General features: G+C 69.1%; 18 protein-coding genes. 7 read left to right on the forward strand and 11 right to left on the reverse strand.

What is annotated here, in order from left to right; all coding sequences use genetic code 11:
* The first annotated feature begins 299 nt into the window (after nt 1-299).
* The 3 genes from V8J36_RS09290 (at nt 300) to V8J36_RS09300 (ending at nt 3,710) form a co-directional block, all read left to right on the forward strand.
* The gene (locus V8J36_RS09290) at nt 300-1,397 is read left to right on the forward strand and encodes a histidine kinase dimerization/phosphoacceptor domain -containing protein (RefSeq protein WP_336467013.1); all 1,098 of its coding nucleotides are present in this window, start codon (nt 300-302) and stop codon (nt 1,395-1,397) included.
* A 137-nt stretch (nt 1,398-1,534) separates the two neighbouring features.
* The gene (locus V8J36_RS09295) at nt 1,535-3,028 is read left to right on the forward strand and encodes an acetyl-CoA hydrolase/transferase family protein (RefSeq protein WP_336467014.1); all 1,494 of its coding nucleotides are present in this window, start codon (nt 1,535-1,537) and stop codon (nt 3,026-3,028) included.
* A 55-nt stretch (nt 3,029-3,083) separates the two neighbouring features.
* Complete coding sequence (locus tag V8J36_RS09300) at nt 3,084-3,710, forward strand: exopolysaccharide biosynthesis protein (protein ID WP_336467015.1); 627 nt, start codon at nt 3,084-3,086, stop codon at nt 3,708-3,710.
* Nucleotides 3,711-3,778: 68 nt separating this feature from the next.
* Here V8J36_RS09300 and tgt read toward each other — a convergent pair whose 3' ends face one another.
* The 3 genes from tgt to V8J36_RS09315 all read right to left on the reverse strand — a co-directional run bounded on the left by tgt (nt 3,779) and on the right by V8J36_RS09315 (nt 7,639).
* Complete coding sequence (gene tgt, locus V8J36_RS09305; protein ID WP_336467016.1) at nt 3,779-4,909, reverse strand: tRNA guanosine(34) transglycosylase Tgt; 1,131 nt, start codon at nt 4,907-4,909, stop codon at nt 3,779-3,781.
* A gap of 124 nt (nt 4,910-5,033) precedes the next feature.
* Nucleotides 5,034-6,620, reverse strand: a complete 1,587-nt coding sequence (locus V8J36_RS09310) for a gamma-glutamyltransferase family protein (RefSeq protein ID WP_336467017.1) — start codon at nt 6,618-6,620, stop codon at nt 5,034-5,036.
* A gap of 179 nt (nt 6,621-6,799) precedes the next feature.
* Nucleotides 6,800-7,639 (reverse strand): class I SAM-dependent methyltransferase, encoded by an 840-nt coding sequence (locus tag V8J36_RS09315; protein WP_336467018.1) that lies wholly within the window; start codon nt 7,637-7,639, stop codon nt 6,800-6,802.
* Nucleotides 7,640-7,898: 259 nt separating this feature from the next.
* Between V8J36_RS09315 and accB the strand changes: the two genes are divergently transcribed.
* Genes accB through aat form a run of 3 tightly spaced genes read left to right on the forward strand, consistent with a single transcriptional unit; the run spans nt 7,899 to nt 10,453 of the window.
* Nucleotides 7,899-8,417, forward strand: a complete 519-nt coding sequence (gene accB / locus V8J36_RS09320; RefSeq protein WP_336467019.1) for an acetyl-CoA carboxylase biotin carboxyl carrier protein — start codon at nt 7,899-7,901, stop codon at nt 8,415-8,417.
* 10 nt (nt 8,418-8,427) lie between these two features.
* The gene (gene accC, locus V8J36_RS09325; protein ID WP_336467020.1) at nt 8,428-9,774 is read left to right on the forward strand and encodes an acetyl-CoA carboxylase biotin carboxylase subunit; all 1,347 of its coding nucleotides are present in this window, start codon (nt 8,428-8,430) and stop codon (nt 9,772-9,774) included.
* A gap of 43 nt (nt 9,775-9,817) precedes the next feature.
* Entirely contained in the window at nt 9,818-10,453 is a 636-nt protein-coding gene (gene aat, locus V8J36_RS09330) for a leucyl/phenylalanyl-tRNA--protein transferase (protein WP_336467021.1), read from the forward strand.
* A gap of 89 nt (nt 10,454-10,542) precedes the next feature.
* Here aat and V8J36_RS09335 read toward each other — a convergent pair whose 3' ends face one another.
* From V8J36_RS09335 to V8J36_RS09345, 3 genes are read right to left on the reverse strand one after another with little or no spacing between them, the layout of a single operon-like run.
* Nucleotides 10,543-11,049: a DUF2155 domain-containing protein gene (locus V8J36_RS09335; protein WP_336467022.1), complete on the reverse strand. Its 507-nt coding sequence runs from the start codon at nt 11,047-11,049 to the stop codon at nt 10,543-10,545.
* Nucleotides 11,049-11,534, reverse strand: a complete 486-nt coding sequence (mlaD, locus tag V8J36_RS09340) for an outer membrane lipid asymmetry maintenance protein MlaD (RefSeq protein ID WP_336467023.1) — start codon at nt 11,532-11,534, stop codon at nt 11,049-11,051. Before mlaD ends, V8J36_RS09335 begins: the two co-directional genes overlap by 1 nt.
* Nucleotides 11,535-11,538: 4 nt before the next feature.
* Nucleotides 11,539-11,913, reverse strand: coding sequence for an NADH:ubiquinone oxidoreductase subunit NDUFA12 (locus V8J36_RS09345; RefSeq protein WP_336467024.1), 375 nt, complete (start codon nt 11,911-11,913; stop codon nt 11,539-11,541).
* Between the two features lie 235 nt (nt 11,914-12,148).
* On the opposite strand from V8J36_RS09345, the gene V8J36_RS09350 reads away from it, so the two are divergent.
* Nucleotides 12,149-12,523: a hypothetical protein gene (locus V8J36_RS09350; RefSeq protein WP_336467025.1), complete on the forward strand. Its 375-nt coding sequence runs from the start codon at nt 12,149-12,151 to the stop codon at nt 12,521-12,523.
* Nucleotides 12,524-12,617: 94 nt separating this feature from the next.
* Here V8J36_RS09350 and clpX read toward each other — a convergent pair whose 3' ends face one another.
* The 5 genes from clpX to purC all read right to left on the reverse strand — a co-directional run bounded on the left by clpX (nt 12,618) and on the right by purC (nt 16,539).
* Complete coding sequence (clpX, locus tag V8J36_RS09355) at nt 12,618-13,886, reverse strand: ATP-dependent Clp protease ATP-binding subunit ClpX (RefSeq protein ID WP_336467026.1); 1,269 nt, start codon at nt 13,884-13,886, stop codon at nt 12,618-12,620.
* Nucleotides 13,887-14,042: 156 nt separating this feature from the next.
* Nucleotides 14,043-14,672 carry an ATP-dependent Clp protease proteolytic subunit gene (locus tag V8J36_RS09360; RefSeq protein WP_336467027.1) on the reverse strand — a complete coding sequence of 210 codons (630 nt, stop codon included), beginning with the start codon at nt 14,670-14,672 and terminating at the stop codon, nt 14,043-14,045.
* Between the two features lie 283 nt (nt 14,673-14,955).
* On the reverse strand, nt 14,956-15,447 hold the full coding sequence (locus V8J36_RS09365) for a hypothetical protein (RefSeq protein WP_336467028.1): 492 nt from the start codon (nt 15,445-15,447) through the stop codon (nt 14,956-14,958).
* A 58-nt stretch (nt 15,448-15,505) separates the two neighbouring features.
* Nucleotides 15,506-15,745, reverse strand: a complete 240-nt coding sequence (purS, locus tag V8J36_RS09370) for a phosphoribosylformylglycinamidine synthase subunit PurS (RefSeq protein WP_336467029.1) — start codon at nt 15,743-15,745, stop codon at nt 15,506-15,508.
* A 26-nt stretch (nt 15,746-15,771) separates the two neighbouring features.
* Nucleotides 15,772-16,539 carry a phosphoribosylaminoimidazolesuccinocarboxamide synthase gene (gene purC, locus V8J36_RS09375; RefSeq protein ID WP_336467030.1) on the reverse strand — a complete coding sequence of 256 codons (768 nt, stop codon included), beginning with the start codon at nt 16,537-16,539 and terminating at the stop codon, nt 15,772-15,774.
* Between the last annotated feature and the right edge of the window lie 186 nt (nt 16,540-16,725).

The raw sequence follows: 16,725 nt of genomic DNA on the forward strand, positions 1-16,725 counted from the left end.
ATCCGGTCCAATATCTGGGGGGTGCGGACCCCCGTTTCAACAGGACCCGGGCACGGGTTGACGGCCAGAGTAGCGCCGCGCCGGGGCCAAGGGCAAGCAGGACCGAGGTACGGGGCACACGCCCGCGCAGGGCCGGGCCGTTTGGGCACAATTTCTGTCCATGCAGTCAAATGTGATCGCCGTGGCGCGAAATCCCTCTTGGTGGTGACGCCACGGTGCTGATAGAAAATCTCCCGCGCCTGTGGGGCGGGTGCGTGAATCACGGGGTTGGCGGACGTCTGTCCGCCGGAGGGGAAACCATGCGCGCCACGCCCGGCCCGCGTGAGGCGGAACGCCTTGCGCAGCTTACCGAGTTCGCCGTGCTCGACACGCCGGCCGAACGGGATTTCGACGAACTCGCCGCCCTTGCGGGCGAAATCTGCGGCTGTCCGATCGCCCTCGTGTCGCTGGTGGCCGAGGGCCGCCAGTGGTTCAAGGCGCATCAGGGCCTCGATGTCAGCGAGACCGATCTTGACCGCTCGGTCTGCGCCCATGCGATTCTGGGCGATGGCCTGCTGCAGATCCCGGACACCACACTCGATCCCCGCACCGTCGACAACCCGCTGTGCGGGCCCGAGCTTGGCATGCGATTCTACGCGGGCCAGCCGCTGGTCACCCCCGAGGGGCTTGCCCTGGGCACGCTCTGCGTCCTCGACACCGCCCCGCGCGAGCTGACCGAGTTTCAGGCCCGGGCGCTGGGCGTGCTGTCGCGGCAGGTGATGGCGCAGCTGGAACTGCGCCGGTCGCTGGCGATGAAGACGATGATGGCCCGCGAGGTCGATCACCGAGTGAAGAACTCGCTGCAGCAGATCTCGTCGCTGATGCGCCTGCAGGAGAACGCGGCCGAGCCCGAGGCCCGCGCCGCCATCGCCGCCGCGCGCGGCCGCGTCGGCGCGGTCGCCCGCGTCCACGCTGAAATGCAGCGCAGCGGCACCGGTCTTCTGCCGCTGGGCGATTTCCTCGACCACCTGATCGCCGATGTCGGTGAAAGCATCGGCGGCCGGGTGACGCTGTCGGTGCAGGGACCGAATGTCTCGGTGCCGGTGGCGCTGGCCTCGGCGCTGGCGATCATCGTCAACGAATTCGTGGCGAACTCGGTCAAGCACGGCTTCCCGGGCGACCGCTCGGGCCGGGTCAGCATCGACTGGGCGACGACGCCCGAGGGCGGGATCGGCTTCACCTTCGCCGATGACGGCGTGGGCCACGAAGGATCGAAGCCCGGCCTCGGCAGCCGCCTGATGCTGGCCTCGGCCATGCAGCTGGGCGCGGCCTACGAGACCGACAGCCGCCCCGGCACCGGCACCTCGGTGCGGTTGCACCTGCCGGCCTCGGCCTTGGTGGCAGTCCGCGCCGCCTGACGCCACGGCGTTCGCAGACTGCCCTGCGGGCGCCGCATGGCCGCCATGCGCGGCACGCCGCAGTGCGGAAATCGTGGATTGCCGCCCTGCGGAGCCGCGCCTAGCGTCCGCCCCGACGACGAGGTCGGGAGGACGACATGGCGATCCACGAACGCATCCGCAACCACGCCCTGCGCGACAGGGTGGTGACCGCCGAGGCCGCGGCCGCGCTGATCCAAGACGGCATGGTGGTGGGGATGTCGGGCTTCACCCGGGCCGGCGAGGCCAAGGCGGTGCCGCTGGCGCTGGCCGCCCGCGCACGGGCCGAGCCGCTGAAGATCACGCTGATGACCGGCGCCTCGCTCGGCAATGACATCGACCGGCTTCTGACCGAGGCCGGCGCGCTGGCCCGCCGGATGCCCTTCCAGTCGGACGCAGGCCTGCGCCGCGCGATCAACGCGGGCGAGGTGATGTTCATCGACCAGCACCTTTCGGAAACGGTCGAGCAACTGCGCTCGCGCCAGATCGCGCCGGTGGACATCGCCGTGGTCGAGGCGGTGGCGATCCTGCCCGACGGCGGCATCGTGCCCACCACCTCGGTCGGCAATTCGGCCTCTTTCGCGATCCTGGCGGAAAAGGTCATCGTCGAGATCAACCTGAGCCAGCCGATGTGGCTGGAGGGCCTGCACGACATCTACATCCCGCAGCGCCGCCCGGCGCGGATGCCGATCCCGGTCGTTTCGACCGACAGCCGCGTGGGCCTGCCCTACATCCCGATCCCGGCCGAGAAGATCGCCGCGATCGTGGTGACGCAGAATGCCGACAGCTCCTCGACCGTGCTGCCGCCCGATGCCGAGACCGCGGCCATCGCCGGCCACCTGACCGAACTGCTGAAGCACGAGGTCCGGCAGGGCCGGCTCGACGAGACGCTGGCGCCGCTGCAGGCCGGGATCGGCACCATCGCCAACGCGGTGATGCACGGGCTGATCGACAGCCCGTTCCACGACCTGCGCATGTATTCCGAGGTGCTGCAGGATTCGACCTTCGAGCTGTTCGACGCGGGCAAGCTCGGCTTCGCCTCGGGCGCCTCGATGACGCTGTCGGCACCCTGCCAGCAGCGGGTGATGGCCGATTTCGGGCGCTACAAGAACCGGCTGATCCTGCGCCCGCAAGAGATCTCGAACCACCCCGAGGTGATCCGGAGGCTGGGCATCATCGCCGTGAACACCGCGCTGGAGTTCGACCTTTATGGCAACGTGAACTCGACCCATGTCGCGGGCACGCGGATGATGAACGGAATCGGCGGCTCTGGCGATTTCGCGCGCAATGCCTGGCTTTCGGTCTTCGTGACGAAATCCGTGGCCAAGGCCGGGGCGATCTCTTCGGTGGTCCCCTTCGTCAGCCACGTCGACCATACCGAGCATGACGTCGACATCCTGGTGACCGAACAGGGCCTGGCCGACCTGCGCGGGCTTGCACCGCGCGAACGTGCGCCGCTGATCATCGCCAATTGCGTGCATCCCGACTATCGCGACATGGCGCGCGACTATCTCGACCGGGCGACGGCGCGGGGCGGCCATACCCCGCACCTGATCGAAGAGGCGCTGGGCTGGCACCAGCGGCTCGAGGCGACCGGGTCGATGCGCGGCTGACCGCCGCAACAGGCGCCGGCGCGGAACCCCGCGCCACAAGCCGCCGTTGCCCCATATGCCTCCCCCTCCCGCCTCGCTTGCCGAACCTTCGCCCACCGCAGCCCCCGGGGGCCTCACGGCGCTGATCGACCGTCTGCGCGGCCTTTGCCGCCACGAGCGGGTCACCGTCGCGGGCGTGCTCGACGCGCTCGGCCATGCCTCGTTCACGCCGGCGCTGCTGGTCCCGGCGCTCGTGGTGCTGTCGCCGGCCTCGGGCATCCCGCTTCTGTCGTCGGTCTGCGGGCTGACCATCGCGCTGATCGCGGCGCAGATGCTGGTGGGCAAGCGCAGCCTCTGGCTGCCGGGGATGCTGCGACGCCGGGCCGTACCCGGCGCGCGTCTGGGCGCGGCGCTCGACTGGCTGGACCGGCCGGCCCGCGCATTCGATCGCTGGACGGCGCGGCGGCTGACGGTGCTCGTGCGGCCGCCGTTTTCCTGGGTGCTGCTGCTGGCCTGCCTGATCTGCGGACTGGCGATGCCGGCGCTGGAGCTGGTGCCCTTCACCTCGTCGATCCTGGGCGCCGCGGTCAGCCTGATGGCGCTGGCGCTGCTGGTGGGCGACGGGCTGCTGGCGCTGTGCGGGATCGCGGCCATCGCGGGGGCGGTGACGCTGGGCGTCCGGCTGGTGGCACTCGGGGTCTGAGGGCCGAACCGAACCCGGCCCCGGGGCGCTGCCCCGGACCCCGGAGTATTTCAACCAATGAGAAAGGGTCAGAGCGGCTCGATGTCGCCCTCGGCGCGCAGGGCGTGGAACTCGGCGACGAAGGCCTGCAGGCGGCCCTCGGCGATGGCGGCGCGCAGGCCCGCCATCAGCTCCTGATAGTAATGCAGGTTGTGCCAGGTCAGCAACATCCCCGCAATCATCTCGCCGGCGCGGTAGACATGGTGCAGGTAGGCGCGGCTGTAGCCGGTGCAGGCCGGGCAGGTGCAGGCCGCGTCGAGCGGGCGCGGGTCGTCGGCGTGCCGCGCGTTCTTCAGGTTCACCTGACCGCGGCGGGTCCAGGCCTGCCCGGTGCGGCCAGACCGCGAGGGCAGGACGCAGTCCATCATGTCGATGCCGCGCTCGACCGCGCCGACGATATCGTCGGGCTTGCCCACGCCCATCAGGTAGCGCGGCTTGTCCGCGGGCAGCATCCCGGGCGCGTAGTCGAGCACGCCGAACATCGCCTCCTGCCCCTCGCCAACCGCCAGGCCGCCGACCGCGTAGCCGTCGAAGCCGATCGCCTTCAGCGCCTCGGCGCTCTCGCCGCGCAGCGCTTCCGTCACCCCGCCCTGCATGATCCCGAAGAGAGCATGACCGGGGCGGTCGCCGAAGGCATCGCGCGAGCGCTGCGCCCAGCGCATCGACAGGCGCATCGACTTCGCGACCTCGTCCTCCGTCGCGGGCAGCGCCGGGCATTCGTCGAAGGCCATGACGATGTCGGAGCCCAGCAGCTTCTGGATCTCCATGCTGCGCTCGGGCGTCAGGTGGTGCTTCGAGCCGTCGACATGGCTGGCGAAGGTCACGCCCTCTTCGGTGAGCTTGCGAAGCCCCGCGAGGCTCATCACCTGAAAGCCGCCCGAGTCGGTCAGGATCGGGCGTTCCCAGTTCATGAAACGGTGCAGCCCGCCAAGCCGTGCCACCCGTTCCGCACCGGGGCGCAGCATCAGGTGATAGGTGTTGCCCAGAAGGATGTCGGCCCCGGTCGCGCGGACGCTTTCGGGCAGCATCGCCTTCACCGTCGCGGCGGTGCCCACCGGCATGAATGCCGGGGTGCGGATCTCGCCGCGCGGGGTCGAGATCACGCCGGTGCGGGCGCGCCCGTCGGTCGCATCGAGGCGAAAGCTGAAACGGTCGGTCATGTCGGTTCCCTCGGGCAGAGCCGCGCCCTTCTAGGACCCGACGGCGCACAAGGGAAGACCGGTGGAGCGGGGCTCTGCCCCGCACCCCGGGATATTTGCACCAATGCGAAAGACGGAAGGGCCCTCAGAACCCCAGCGCCATCCCGTCCTTGCGGCTGTCCGATCCGCCATGCAGCACGCCCGCCGCGTCGATCCGGATCGCCTGGCTGCCGCCAATGGGCGAGGTCGCGACCTTCACCACATGGCCGCGCGCCGCGAGATCGGCGCGGACCTCCTCGGGTACGCCGGGCTCGACCTCGAGCACGCCGCCGAAGCAGAAGCTGCGCGGCGCGTCCATCGCCGCCTGCAGGTCCATGCCGCGGTCGAAGACGTTCGAGAGGAACTGCGCATGGCCCGAGGCCTGGTATTGCCCGCCCATCACCCCGAAGGGCATCACCGCGCGCCCGTCCTTCACCGCCATGCCGGGGATGATCGTGTGCATCGGGCGCCGCGATGGGCCGATCGCGTTCGGATGCCCCTCGATCAGCCGGAACGAGGCGCCGCGCGAATGGAAGAGCACCCCCGAGACCGGGTCGAGCCGGCCCGAGCCGAAGGCATGGAAGATCGAGTTGATGAACGAGATCGCATTGCCCTCGTCATCGACGACAGTGAGATAGACGGTGTCCTTGTGCTCGGGCTCGTCCCAGAGCGCAGGCGGCAGCGCCCGGTCCATGCGGATCCGCGCCCGCAGCGCGCCGATCACCTCGTCGGACAAGAGCTTTTCGGCCAGGCCCTCGCAGGCGGCGGGATCGGCGATCAGCGCGTCGCGGTGGTGATAGCCAAGCTTGCCGGCCTCGGCATGCAGGTGCAGACGGTCGGCCAGCGGCACCTCGGGGCCGAGATCGAAGCCCTCGAGCACCTTCAGGATCACCAGCGCCGCGAGCCCCTGCCCGTTCGGCGGGCATTCGTAGATGTCATGCCCGCCGTAAGAGGCATGGATCGGGTCGGTCCAGAAGGCGGCATCGGTGGCGGCGGCGAAATCCGCCGCGGTGTGCAGCCCGCCCAGCGCGGCCAGCCGGTCGGCCATCGCCTGCCCGGTCGCGCCTTCGTAGAAGGCTGCGGCGCCGCCCGCCGCGATCTCGCGCAGCCGTGCGGCCAGCAGCGGCTGGCGGATCACCTCGCCGGCCTGCGGCGCGCGGCCTTCGGGCAGGAAGACCTGCGCGGCCGCCTCATCCGCGGCGACGATCCCGGTGTTGCCCGCCCAGTCCTGCGCCACCCGCGGCGTCACCGGGAAGCCGTCCTCGGCATAGCCGATCGCGCGTTCGAAAAGCTGCGCCAGCGGCAGCGTGCCGTGGTCGCGGTGCAGCAGGCACCAGGCCGAGATCGCCCCCGGCACCGTCACCGAATGGGGCGAGCCCTGCGGGATCTCGTCTTCCAGCCCCGCCGCCTTCAGCGCCGCGACCGTCGCGGCCGCGGGCGCGCGGCCCGAGCCGTTCAACGCCTTCACCGCTCCGCCGGCGGGCGCATAGAGCGCGAAGCAGTCGCCGCCGATCCCGGTCATCAGCGGATCGACCACGCATTGCACCGCCACCGCCGCCAGCGCCGCGTCGACCGCCTTGCCGCCCTGCGCGAGGATCTCGATCCCGGCCGCGGTCGACAGCGGATGCGAGGTGGCGATCATCGCCTTGGACGCCAGCGTCTCGGGGCGGCGGGCAGAGAAGAAATCGTGCATGAAGGGCCTCGGTCCGGGAACGGTCCCCGCCCCCTCCCTCGGGCGCGGCTCGACCGGGCGGGGTGCGTGCCCCGCCGGCCGCGATCCTGCCCCAGCCGGGCCCCCGGTGCAAATCCCCGACCCCGCGTCATCCTCGACGCTTGCGCGCTTGGCCGGGCCCCGTTCCGGCGCAGACGCGATCAGCCCCGTTCGAGGATCAGCTCGATCGGCGCGATGATGCCCTCGGCCAGCGCCGCGATCATGTTGCCCACCTTGACCGGCGCCTCGGGGCCCAGAAGGCTGCCCAGACCGGGCGGCGCCGAGCGTCCCTCGGCCTTCGCGGCCTCGAGCTCGCGCTTCATCCGGGCGAAGAACAGCTTCGCGGCCTCGGCCCGGTTGTCGGCCGCGACGACCGTGAACCCCGCATCCTCGGCCAGCGTCCGGTAGGCCACCGGCGTGTCGAGGAACGATGTCTCGGGGCCGGCAGCCCAGGGCACCGGGAAGGCGGGCTGCGCGGCCCCCATGCGCATGACCTCGTAGACCACGAAGCGCCCGCGCGGCTTCAGCACGCGCGCCGCCTCGGACATCACGCCGGCCTTGTCGGCGATGTTCATGCCGACATGGAACATCATCGCCGCGTCGAAGCTCGCCGCCTCGAACGGCAGCGCCGTCGCGCTGCCCAGCACGAAGCGCGTCCGCTCGCCCAGACCCGCAAGCTCCGACAGCGCCTCGGCCACCTCGCGATAGGCCGGCGTCAGGTCGACCCCCGTCACCAGCGCCCCCGTCTCCTCGGCGACGTGCCGCGCCGGGCCGCCCACCCCCGACCCGAGGTCGAGCACCCGCTGCCCCGGCCCGACCATCAGCTCGGGGATCAGACGCTCGGTCGCCTCGGCGCCGTTGATGTGGAATTCGTCCACCGCGCGCAGCCGTGCCGCCGACAGGCTGCCCGGGCGCCGGTCGGTGATGCCAAGGCTGGCCAGCATCCGCTCCAGCAGGCCCTCGATTGTGTAATGGGACGTGATCTCCGATACGCTCGCCATGGCCGCCTCCTCCGTGCGACAGATCCGGGCGCATGCTACCACAGGCGCAGGCCGATGCGACCACCCGCGAAGGGGCACGCCTCCCGCGACCGGCCCGAGGCGGGCACCCGCCCCCACGCCTCGCCGCCCGTGCGCAGGCGAATTCCCTGCCGGAAGCCGACGGACTCCTGCCCTTTCCTCCTTGGAAGGGCTGGCGTATAACCCCGGCCCAGAACGGCAGAGCCCGCGCGCAGAGCGGGTCGCATCACCCGAGGACGGCATGACCAAGAACCCCAACGAACAGGACGTGGCCTTCATCCAGGCACTCGCGGAGCTTCTGAACAAGAACGAGCTCACGGAACTCGCCGTGATGCGCGAGTATGGCGAGCATGACAGCCTCGAAGTTCGCGTGGTCAAGCAGCCGGCCGTCGCGGCCCCGGTCTACATGGCCGCGCCCGCCGGTGCCCCGATGGCCGCCGCCCCTGCCGCAGCGCCCGCCGCCGCCGCCGCCGCCGCCGCCGCTGCCGCCGCACCGGCCGCCGCCCCCGAGGACCCGGCCAAGCACCCCGGCGCCGTGACCTCGCCGATGGTCGGCACCGCCTATCTGGCGGCCGAGCCGGGCGCCACGCCCTTCGTCACGGTCGGCACCACGGTGACCGAGGGCCAGACGGTCCTGATCGTCGAGGCGATGAAGACCATGAACCACATCCCCGCGCCCAAGGCCGGCACGGTGAAGCGGATCCTCGTCGAGGACGGCACCCCCGTCGAATACGGCGCCCCCCTGATGATCATCGAGTGAGGGCAGCCTCGTGTTCGAGAAGATCCTGATCGCCAACCGTGGCGAGATCGCGCTCCGCGTGATCCGGGCCGCCCGCGAGATGGGCATCAAGTCGGTCGCGGTGCATTCCACCGCCGACTCGGATGCGATGCATGTCCGCATGGCCGACGAATCCGTCTGCATCGGCCCGCCGTCGTCGTCGCAAAGCTACCTGTCGATCCCGGCCATCATCTCGGCCTGCGAGATCACCGGGGCCGAGGCGATCCACCCGGGCTACGGCTTCCTGTCGGAAAACGCGAGCTTCGTGCAGGCGCTGGAAGACCATGACATCGCCTTCATCGGCCCGACGGCCGAGCATATCCGCATCATGGGCGACAAGATCACCGCCAAGGACACGATGAAACGCCTTGGCGTGCCTTGCGTCCCCGGCTCGGACGGCGGCGTGCCGACGGTCGAGGATGCGAAGGTCGTCGCGGCCGAGATCGGCTATCCGGTGATCATTAAGGCCACCGCCGGCGGCGGCGGCCGCGGCATGAAGGTCGCCAAGACCGAGGCCGATCTGGAAGTGGCCTTCCGCACCGCGCGCTCGGAATCCAAGGCCGCCTTCGGCAACGACGAGGTCTATATCGAGAAATACCTGCAGCGCCCGCGGCACATCGAGATCCAGGTCTTCGGCGACGGCAAGGGCAATGCGGTGCATCTGGGCGAACGCGACTGCTCGCTGCAGCGGCGTCACCAGAAGGTGTTCGAGGAAGCCCCGGGCCCGGTGATCACGCCCGAACTGCGCGCGCAGATCGGCAAGACCTGCGCCGAGGCGGTGGCGGCGATCAACTACATCGGCGCCGGCACCATCGAATTCCTCTACGAGGACGGCGAGTTCTACTTCATCGAGATGAACACCCGCCTGCAGGTGGAACATCCGGTGACCGAGGCGATCTTCGGCGTCGACCTGGTGCGCGAACAGATCCGCGTCGCCGCCGGCCTGCCGATGTCCTTCGGCCAGGACGATCTGACGATCAACGGCCACGCGATCGAGGTGCGGATCAACGCCGAGCGTCTGCCGAACTTCGCGCCCTGCCCGGGCCGCGTGAACGTCTTCCACGCGCCGGGTGGTCTGGGCGTCCGGATGGATTCGGCCCTTTACGCCGGCTATGCGATTCCGCCCTATTATGACAGCCTGATCGGCAAGCTCATCGTGCATGGCCGCGACCGGCCCGAGGCGCTGGCGCGTCTCAAGCGCGCGCTAGGCGAGCTGATCGTCGATGGCGTGGACACCACGGTGCCGCTGTTCCACGCGCTGCTGGAGGAGCCTGACATCCTGAACGGCGACTACTCGATCCACTGGCTCGAAAAGTGGCTGGCAGAGGCTTTCGCCTGAGCCCGCCCCTTGGGGCCAGACAGAAAACCGGGCGGGCCGCGGCATGAGCGGCCTGCCCTTCGCTCTCCGCGTGCTGTCGCTCTATGCGCAGGGCACCTTCCCGATGGCGCAAAGCCGCGATGACGGCGACCTGCATGTCATCGACCCAAAGGTCCGCGGCATCCTTCCCCTCGACGGTTTCCACATCTCGCGCTCGCTCGCCCGCCGCCTGCGCCGGGGCGAGTTCACCGCCACCACCGACACCGCCTTCGAAGAGGTGGTGACGCTCTGCGCCGACCGCGACGAAACCTGGATCAACGGCACCCTGCGCGAGGTCTACACCACCGCCCATCGCCTCGGCCGCGCCCATTCTGTCGAGGTCTGGAAAGAGGGGCGCCTCGTCGGCGGCAGCTTCGGCATCAGCCAGGGCGGCGCCTTTTTCGCGGAATCGATGTTCTCGCGCTCGACCGACGCGTCGAAGGCGGCCCTCGCCTGGCTGACCGCACGGCTCGCCAGCCGCGGCTACGCGCTCTGCGACACCCAGTTCCTGACGCCGCACCTGTTGAGCCTCGGCGGGATCGAGATCACCCGCACCGACTTCCGCGCCCGCCTTGCCGACGCCCTGTCGCTCGACGTGACCTTCGGCCCCGCAGGCCCACTCTGCGCATCGCAAAGCCTCTTGCCTCCGCCAGCCCCCTGAAGGGCTTCGGTCTTCGTCTTGGCAAAAATACTCCGGGGGAGTCGTCCGTCAGGGCGACGGGGGCAGCGCCCCCATGACCGTCGCAAGCCTCAGCGCGCGCAGGTCAGCGCCCAGACATCGTATCGGGCATTGTCCATCGCCGAAAGCGCCGGGCTCGCCGCGACCATCCAGCCGTTGAACACCACCTCGCCGCGCTCGCGGATCGTCAGATGCGCATAGGCGTTCGAGGCGGGATCGTTCACCGGATAGCGGCAATCGCTGAGCGAAACTTGCAGGCGGAACAGGTCGGCGGTGGCCCCCACCCGCAGCGGCAGGTCCTGCGTCTCGCCCGTCACCCGGTCGAGCCCGCGCAGGATCGCGGCCGGGGCCGAGGCGACGGCACTGGCCGCGCGGCTGTCGGTCGAGCTTTCGGGAGCCAGCGCCTCGGGCGTCGAGGGCACGTCGGGCAGCGCCTCGCCGTCCTGCAGGATGCTTTCGCCGGTACCGTCCGCCGAGTCCGGCTCTGCCGGGGCGTCCTGCGCCAGCACAGGCCCGGACAGCATCGGCCCGGCCAGCAGCGTCGTCACGGCAAGGGCAAGACCGGCAGCGCGCAGCATCACTGCGAGGCTCCCTCCGCGGCCGCCCCTTCGGAGCCGCCGTTGCCTGAGCCCCCCACGAAGCGCATCAGCAGCGACATCAGGCTGACGGCGCCCTGGGTATCGGTGATCTCGCCGCCGGGTTCGATGTTCATCGGGCTGCCGCCCGGCACGATCTCGACATAGGCGCCGCCCAGCAGACCGTCCTGCGACACGAGGATCGCGCTGTCGTCGGGCAGCTGGATGTTGCTCTGGATCGCGACGGTGGCATCGGCGAAGAAGGTCTGCGGGTTCAGCACGATCTTGGTGATCTCGCCCACCGCGACACCCGACATCCGCACTTCCGACCCCGGCGCGATGCCCTGCAGCGACCGGAACGAGGCCTTCAGGTCATAGGTGCCGCCGGTCTTGCCAAGGCTTGCGCCGACGCCCGCCCAGACCGCGAAGGCCGCGGCCGCCAGCAGCACCACACCGCCGGTGACGACTTCTGCCCGAGTGTCCGCCATGCGCTTATTCCGGCTGCCAGGCTTCGTAGTCGCGCCGCTCGAGCAGCTCGGGCCGCTTCAGCGAGCCCGGCGGCACATAGGCGCCCAGCGTGCCGGTCAGGTTCTCGACATGCGGCTGTTCCCAGGCCTTGTGGGCCAGCGGCGCCTGGCTCGGCGTCTGGTCCCAGGTGTGGTGCAGCCAGCCGTGCCAGTCGGGGGCGATGCGGCTGCCCTCGATCTCGCCGTTGTAGATCACCCAGCGCTTCTTGCCGTCCTTGGACTGGTAATAGACGTTGCCCTGCTCGTCCTCGCCGACCTTCTGGCCGAAGCGGCGGGTGAAGAGCTGCGTGCCGATCGTCTGGCTGTTCCACCAGGTGGCCGCGCGAAGCAGGAACGACATGGGCAATCCTCCGAAGACCTTGCGCCCCTTATACAAGAGCGGATCGCGAGGTCCAGTGCCAAGCCCGTGTGGCAGGCACCGGCCACCGCGAAACCGCCGCGATGCAGGGCCCACGGGGCCCGCCGCGCCCAGTTCCGGGCATCGAAAAGCGGATGGCCGGCAGGCCCCCCGCGTGCCACAATGTCCTCGCGGGAATTCCCCCGCGCGTTCGTTGTGTGATTTTCAGGAGCATTCGATGCATATTTCCGCCAGCGCCGCCGTCGCGCTGCTGATCTCCCTTGCCGCCGCCACCACTGCCTCGGCCGCCTGCGATGGCGGGCTGGGCCGTGGCTGGGCCTCGGGCAAGGGCGATGGCAAGTTCACCATGGTCGCCGCCGACAAGAGCTGCCCGATCAGCTACCCCGCCTTCATCTACGACACCAGGAAGGTGCCCGCGACCGAGATGAAACTGACCCGCGCGCCGAAGTCGGGCAAGCTGAGCCTCAGCGCCAGCGGACCGGTCTACACCCCCAATGCAGGCTTCAAGGGTGCCGACAAGTTCTGCATTCGCAACACCGCCAAGGGCGAGAAAGGGTCGCTCTCGGGCTGCGTCACCGTCACCGTGAACTGACACCGTGAACTGACACCTTGAACTGACCGGCCCCCGAAACGGACCGGGGCGCCCGAAGGCGCCCCGCTCTTGTTTCGGTTCCGCAGGCAGCCGGTCAGCCGGCCGAGGCGGTTTCCTTCTTGCGGCCCTCGGTGTGGACCAGAAGCGGCTTGGCCGAACCATCGACCGCCTCTTCCTTGACCACGACCTCGCTCACGCCATCCAGACCCGGCAGCTCGAACATCGTGTCCAGCAGGATGTCCTCCATGATCGAGCGCAGGCCACGGGCACCGGTCTTGCGCTTGATCGCGCGCTTGGCGATCGCGGTCAGCGCGTCGTCGGTGAAGGTCAGCTTCACGCCCTCGATGTCGAAGAGCCGCTGGTATTGCTTGACCAGCGCGTTCTTCGGCTCGGTCAGGATGGTGACCAGCGCGGACTCGTCCAGATCGGTCAGCGTCGCCAGAACCGGCAGACGGCCGACGAATTCCGGGATCAGGCCGAACTTCAGCAGGTCTTCCGGCTCCAGCTCCTTGAACAGCTCGCCCACGCCGCGCGCATCCGGGTCCTTGACCTCGGCGCCGAAGCCCATGCCCGAGCCCTTGTTGCGCTGGGCGATGATCCGGTCGAGACCCGCGAAGGCGCCGCCACAGATGAACAGGATGTTCGTGGTGTCCACCTGCAGGAATTCCTGCTGCGGATGCTTGCGGCCACCCTGCGGCGGCACCGACGCCACGGTGCCTTCCATGATCTTCAGCAGAGCCTGCTGCACGCCCTCGCCCGACACGTCGCGGGTGATCGAGGGGTTGTCCGACTTGCGGGTGATCTTGTCGACCTCGTCGATATAGACGATGCCGCGCTGCGCCCGCTCGACGTTGTATTCCGAGGCCTGCAGCAGCTTCAGGATGATGTTTTCCACATCCTCGCCGACATAGCCGGCTTCGGTCAGCGTCGTCGCATCGGCCATGGTGAAGGGCACGTCGAGGATGCGGGCCAGCGTCTGCGCAAGCAGCGTCTTGCCGCAGCCGGTCGGACCGATCAGCAGGATGTTCGACTTCGCCAGCTCGATATCCGCCGCCTTCGACGAGTGATTGAGCCGCTTGTAGTGGTTGTGGACCGCGACCGAGAGCACGCGCTTGGCATGTTCCTGGCCGATCACGTAATCGTCCAGCACCTTGCAGATGTCCCGCGGCGTCGGCACGCCGTCGGTCGATTTCAGACCTGCGGATTTCGTCTCTTCACGGATGATGTCCATGCAGAGCTCGACGCATTCGTCGCAGATGAACACGGTCGGACCCGCGATCAGCTTGCGAACCTCGTGCTGGCTCTTGCCGCAGAACGAGCAGTAGAGCGTGTTCTTGCTGTCGCTGCCGGAATTGTTCGCCATTCGCTTTCCTCTGCGGCCTGCCCCGGGGGGCGAACCCTCGGTGCCTGTCCCGGACCTGTCGGGGGCCTTTCGGCCCAAAGACTAGGCCAGCCCCCCCGTCATCTCAATGTCAAAAACGCGGCGCTTCGGCGGCTGTGGCCGCAGCGCCGCGAAACGTTACTTCTTCTCTTCGACCTTGCCGCGATCGGCGAGGATGTCGTCGATCAGGCCCCAGCCCTTGGCTTCCTCGGCCGACATGAAGTTGTCGCGCTCGAGCGCCGCCTCGACCGTGGCATAGTCGTTGCCGGTGTGCTTCACGTAGATCTCGTTCAGCCGGCGCTTCAGCTTCTCGGTCTCGCGGGCGTGGATCATGATGTCCGTCGCCTGGCCCTGGTAGCCGCCCGAGGGCTGGTGCACCATGACGCGGCTGTTGGGCAGGCTGAAGCGCATGCCCTTCTCACCAGCGGTCAGCAGCAGCGAGCCCATCGAGGCCGCCTGGCCGATCACCAGGGTCGAGACCTTGGGCCGGATGTACTGCATCGTGTCGTAGATCGACAGGCCCGAGGTGACGACGCCACCGGGGCTGTTGATGTACATCGAGATTTCCTTCGAGGGGTTCTCCGCCTCGAGGAACAGCAGCTGCGCGCAGATCAGCGTCGACATGCCGTCGTGCACGGGGCCCGACAGGAAGATGATCCGCTCCTTCAGGAGCCGCGAATAGATGTCATAGGCGCGCTCGCCGCGGCTGGTCTGTTCGACCACCATCGGGACGAGCGTGTTCATGTAGAGATCGATGGGGTCTTTCATGCCGCCGCCTGCCTTCTCTCTTGCCCCGGACCCGGCCCGGAGAGGTGTTAGTCCCGTAGTCTTGAAGGAGTCTTATGCATCCGCGCGGGGGGCCGCAAGAGGCCCACAGGTCGTGGATCGGCTCCCCCTGCGTCGCTAGGGGCAGTTGCCCCCGCACCGGACCAGCCTGCGCCCAAAGGTTTGACCGAGGGGTAAAAATGCAAGGGCCCGCCAGTGGCGGGCCCCGTGGCACATCGGTTGACCGTTTCCGGCGCGCGGCGGCCGAGCTTTCAGGACGTCCGGCTCATTCCTCGACCAGTTCGCAGGCCAGCGGCGCACCGCCGTCCTGCGGCAGGGCGAGCATGCCGCCCGACACCGCCAGCACCTTGCCTCCGAGCGCACCGCCCTTGAAGGTCACCTTGCCGTCGGCCACTGCATATTTGCCGGCGACCGCGCCGTCCTGGCTGTAGGTGCCCTCGTCCGAGATCTCGACCTCGAAGCCCGTCGCCTCCTCGCCGCAGACGTAGTAGCCGGTGACGAGGTCGGCATCGCCGGCGACCGGCGTCGCCACCGTCTCGACCGCGCCGAAATCGGGCATCAGCGCCTCGGGGGCGACAAGGCTCACCGCGCCATCGGGCGCCTGCACCCGGCACAGGTCGCCCTCAGCGCCCAGCACGGTCGAGGACCGGCCGTCCGGCGTGACCACGCCGGTGCCAGAGGCGCAGGTTTCGATCGCGGCGGCGGGCAGCGCCAGCGTCACCGCAAGGAAGAAGACGGAAATTCCGCGCATCATCATGGTGTTGCAGGCCGGTCTTGCGATTGAACGCGAAGACCGCGCCCTCCTCCTTGTCCGGTCAGGCGATATCGATGGTGTATTTTTCGATTACGGTGTTGGCGAGCAGCTTCTCGCACATCGCCTTCACCTCGGCCTCGGCGGCCGCCCGGTCGGTCGCGGCCAGGTCGAGCTCGATCACCTTGCCCTGGCGGACCGCCTCGACGCCCGCGAACCCGAGCGTGCCCAGCGCATGGCGCACGGCCTCGCCCTGGGGATCGAGAACGCCGTCCTTCAGCATCACATGCACCCGCGCCTTCATCGGCCAGTCTCCTTCGTGGCGGTCAGTCAGTTGATGAGCGTCGGCTTGCCGCCGTGCCCGACATTGGTCGGCAGCACGCCCAGGCGCCGCGCGACCTCGGTATAGGGATCGGCCATCGGGCCCGCGCCTTGCTGGCGCATCGCGTCGCGGTCGAGCTTCTCGCCGGTCTTCACGTCCCACAGCCGGCAGCAGTCGGGGCTGATCTCGTCGGCGACGATCAGGCGCATGAAGTCGCCATCCCAGATCCGGCCGATCTCGATCTTGAAGTCCACCAGCTTGATGCCGACGCCGTAGAAGACCCCCGACAGGAAGTCGTTCACCCGCAGGGCCAGCGCCACGATGTCGTCGAGATCCTGCTGGTTGGCCCAGCCGAAGGCGACGATGTATTCCTCGGACACCATCGGATCACCGAGATCGTCTGACTTGTAGCTGTATTCCACGATCGGGCGCGGCAGCGGCGTGCCTTCTTCCAGCCCGAGGCGCTTGGCGATGTTGCCGGCCGCGAAATTGCGCACGATCACTTCCAGCGGGATGATCTCGACCTGGCGGATCAGCTGCTCGCGCATGTTCACGCGGCGGATGAAGTGGTTCGGGACGCCGATGTTGGTCAGGCCCTGCATGAAGAACTCGGACAGCCGGTTGTTCAGCACGCCCTTGCCCTCGATCGAGGCCTTGCGGTGCGCCGGGATCTCGGTGCTGTCGTCCTTGAAGTACTGGATGAGGGTGCCGGGCTCGGGGCCCTCGTAGAGGATCTTCGCCTTGCCCTCGTAGATCTTCTTGCGGCGCGGTGCCATGGCTCATCCTTCGGGTCGCAGACGGATCGTCGGCGGGTCGCGGGACGACAGCGACCGCGGCCCGGGCGGAGCTCCGCCGGACCGCGGTGCGAGGTCCCCGTTGCGGCCCGCTATAAGCCAGCGCCCCCCGCGCTGCAAGCATCCGGGGGCGCGGGCTGCGCGCCCGCGACATTTGCGCCCGCAGGA

Origin of the sequence: Frigidibacter sp. MR17.14, assembly GCF_037095735.1 — a bacterium.
Lineage (GTDB): Bacteria > Pseudomonadota > Alphaproteobacteria > Rhodobacterales > Rhodobacteraceae > Frigidibacter.

Excerpts from the sequence above, each read along its gene's own strand:
- V8J36_RS09345 (WP_336467024.1), bottom strand. The coding sequence starts at position 11,913 with ATGTCGTTCCTGCTTCGCGCGGCCACCTGGTGGAACAGCCAGACGATC.
- V8J36_RS09310 (WP_336467017.1), bottom strand. The coding sequence starts at position 6,620 with ATGCACGATTTCTTCTCTGCCCGCCGCCCCGAGACGCTGGCGTCCAAG.
- V8J36_RS09300 (WP_336467015.1), top strand. The coding sequence starts at position 3,084 with ATGCCTCCCCCTCCCGCCTCGCTTGCCGAACCTTCGCCCACCGCAGCC.
- V8J36_RS09295 (WP_336467014.1), top strand. The coding sequence starts at position 1,535 with ATGGCGATCCACGAACGCATCCGCAACCACGCCCTGCGCGACAGGGTG.
- V8J36_RS09360 (WP_336467027.1), bottom strand. The coding sequence starts at position 14,672 with ATGAAAGACCCCATCGATCTCTACATGAACACGCTCGTCCCGATGGTG.
- purC (WP_336467030.1), bottom strand. The coding sequence starts at position 16,539 with ATGGCACCGCGCCGCAAGAAGATCTACGAGGGCAAGGCGAAGATCCTC.
- V8J36_RS09365 (WP_336467028.1), bottom strand. The coding sequence starts at position 15,447 with ATGATGATGCGCGGAATTTCCGTCTTCTTCCTTGCGGTGACGCTGGCG.
- mlaD (WP_336467023.1), bottom strand. The coding sequence starts at position 11,534 with ATGGCGGACACTCGGGCAGAAGTCGTCACCGGCGGTGTGGTGCTGCTG.
- V8J36_RS09315 (WP_336467018.1), bottom strand. The coding sequence starts at position 7,639 with ATGGCGAGCGTATCGGAGATCACGTCCCATTACACAATCGAGGGCCTG.
- aat (WP_336467021.1), top strand. The coding sequence starts at position 9,818 with ATGAGCGGCCTGCCCTTCGCTCTCCGCGTGCTGTCGCTCTATGCGCAG.
- V8J36_RS09290 (WP_336467013.1), top strand. The coding sequence starts at position 300 with ATGCGCGCCACGCCCGGCCCGCGTGAGGCGGAACGCCTTGCGCAGCTT.
- V8J36_RS09350 (WP_336467025.1), top strand. The coding sequence starts at position 12,149 with ATGCATATTTCCGCCAGCGCCGCCGTCGCGCTGCTGATCTCCCTTGCC.
- tgt (WP_336467016.1), bottom strand. The coding sequence starts at position 4,909 with ATGACCGACCGTTTCAGCTTTCGCCTCGATGCGACCGACGGGCGCGCC.
- accB (WP_336467019.1), top strand. The coding sequence starts at position 7,899 with ATGACCAAGAACCCCAACGAACAGGACGTGGCCTTCATCCAGGCACTC.
- clpX (WP_336467026.1), bottom strand. The coding sequence starts at position 13,886 with ATGGCGAACAATTCCGGCAGCGACAGCAAGAACACGCTCTACTGCTCG.
- purS (WP_336467029.1), bottom strand. The coding sequence starts at position 15,745 with ATGAAGGCGCGGGTGCATGTGATGCTGAAGGACGGCGTTCTCGATCCC.
- V8J36_RS09335 (WP_336467022.1), bottom strand. The coding sequence starts at position 11,049 with ATGCTGCGCGCTGCCGGTCTTGCCCTTGCCGTGACGACGCTGCTGGCC.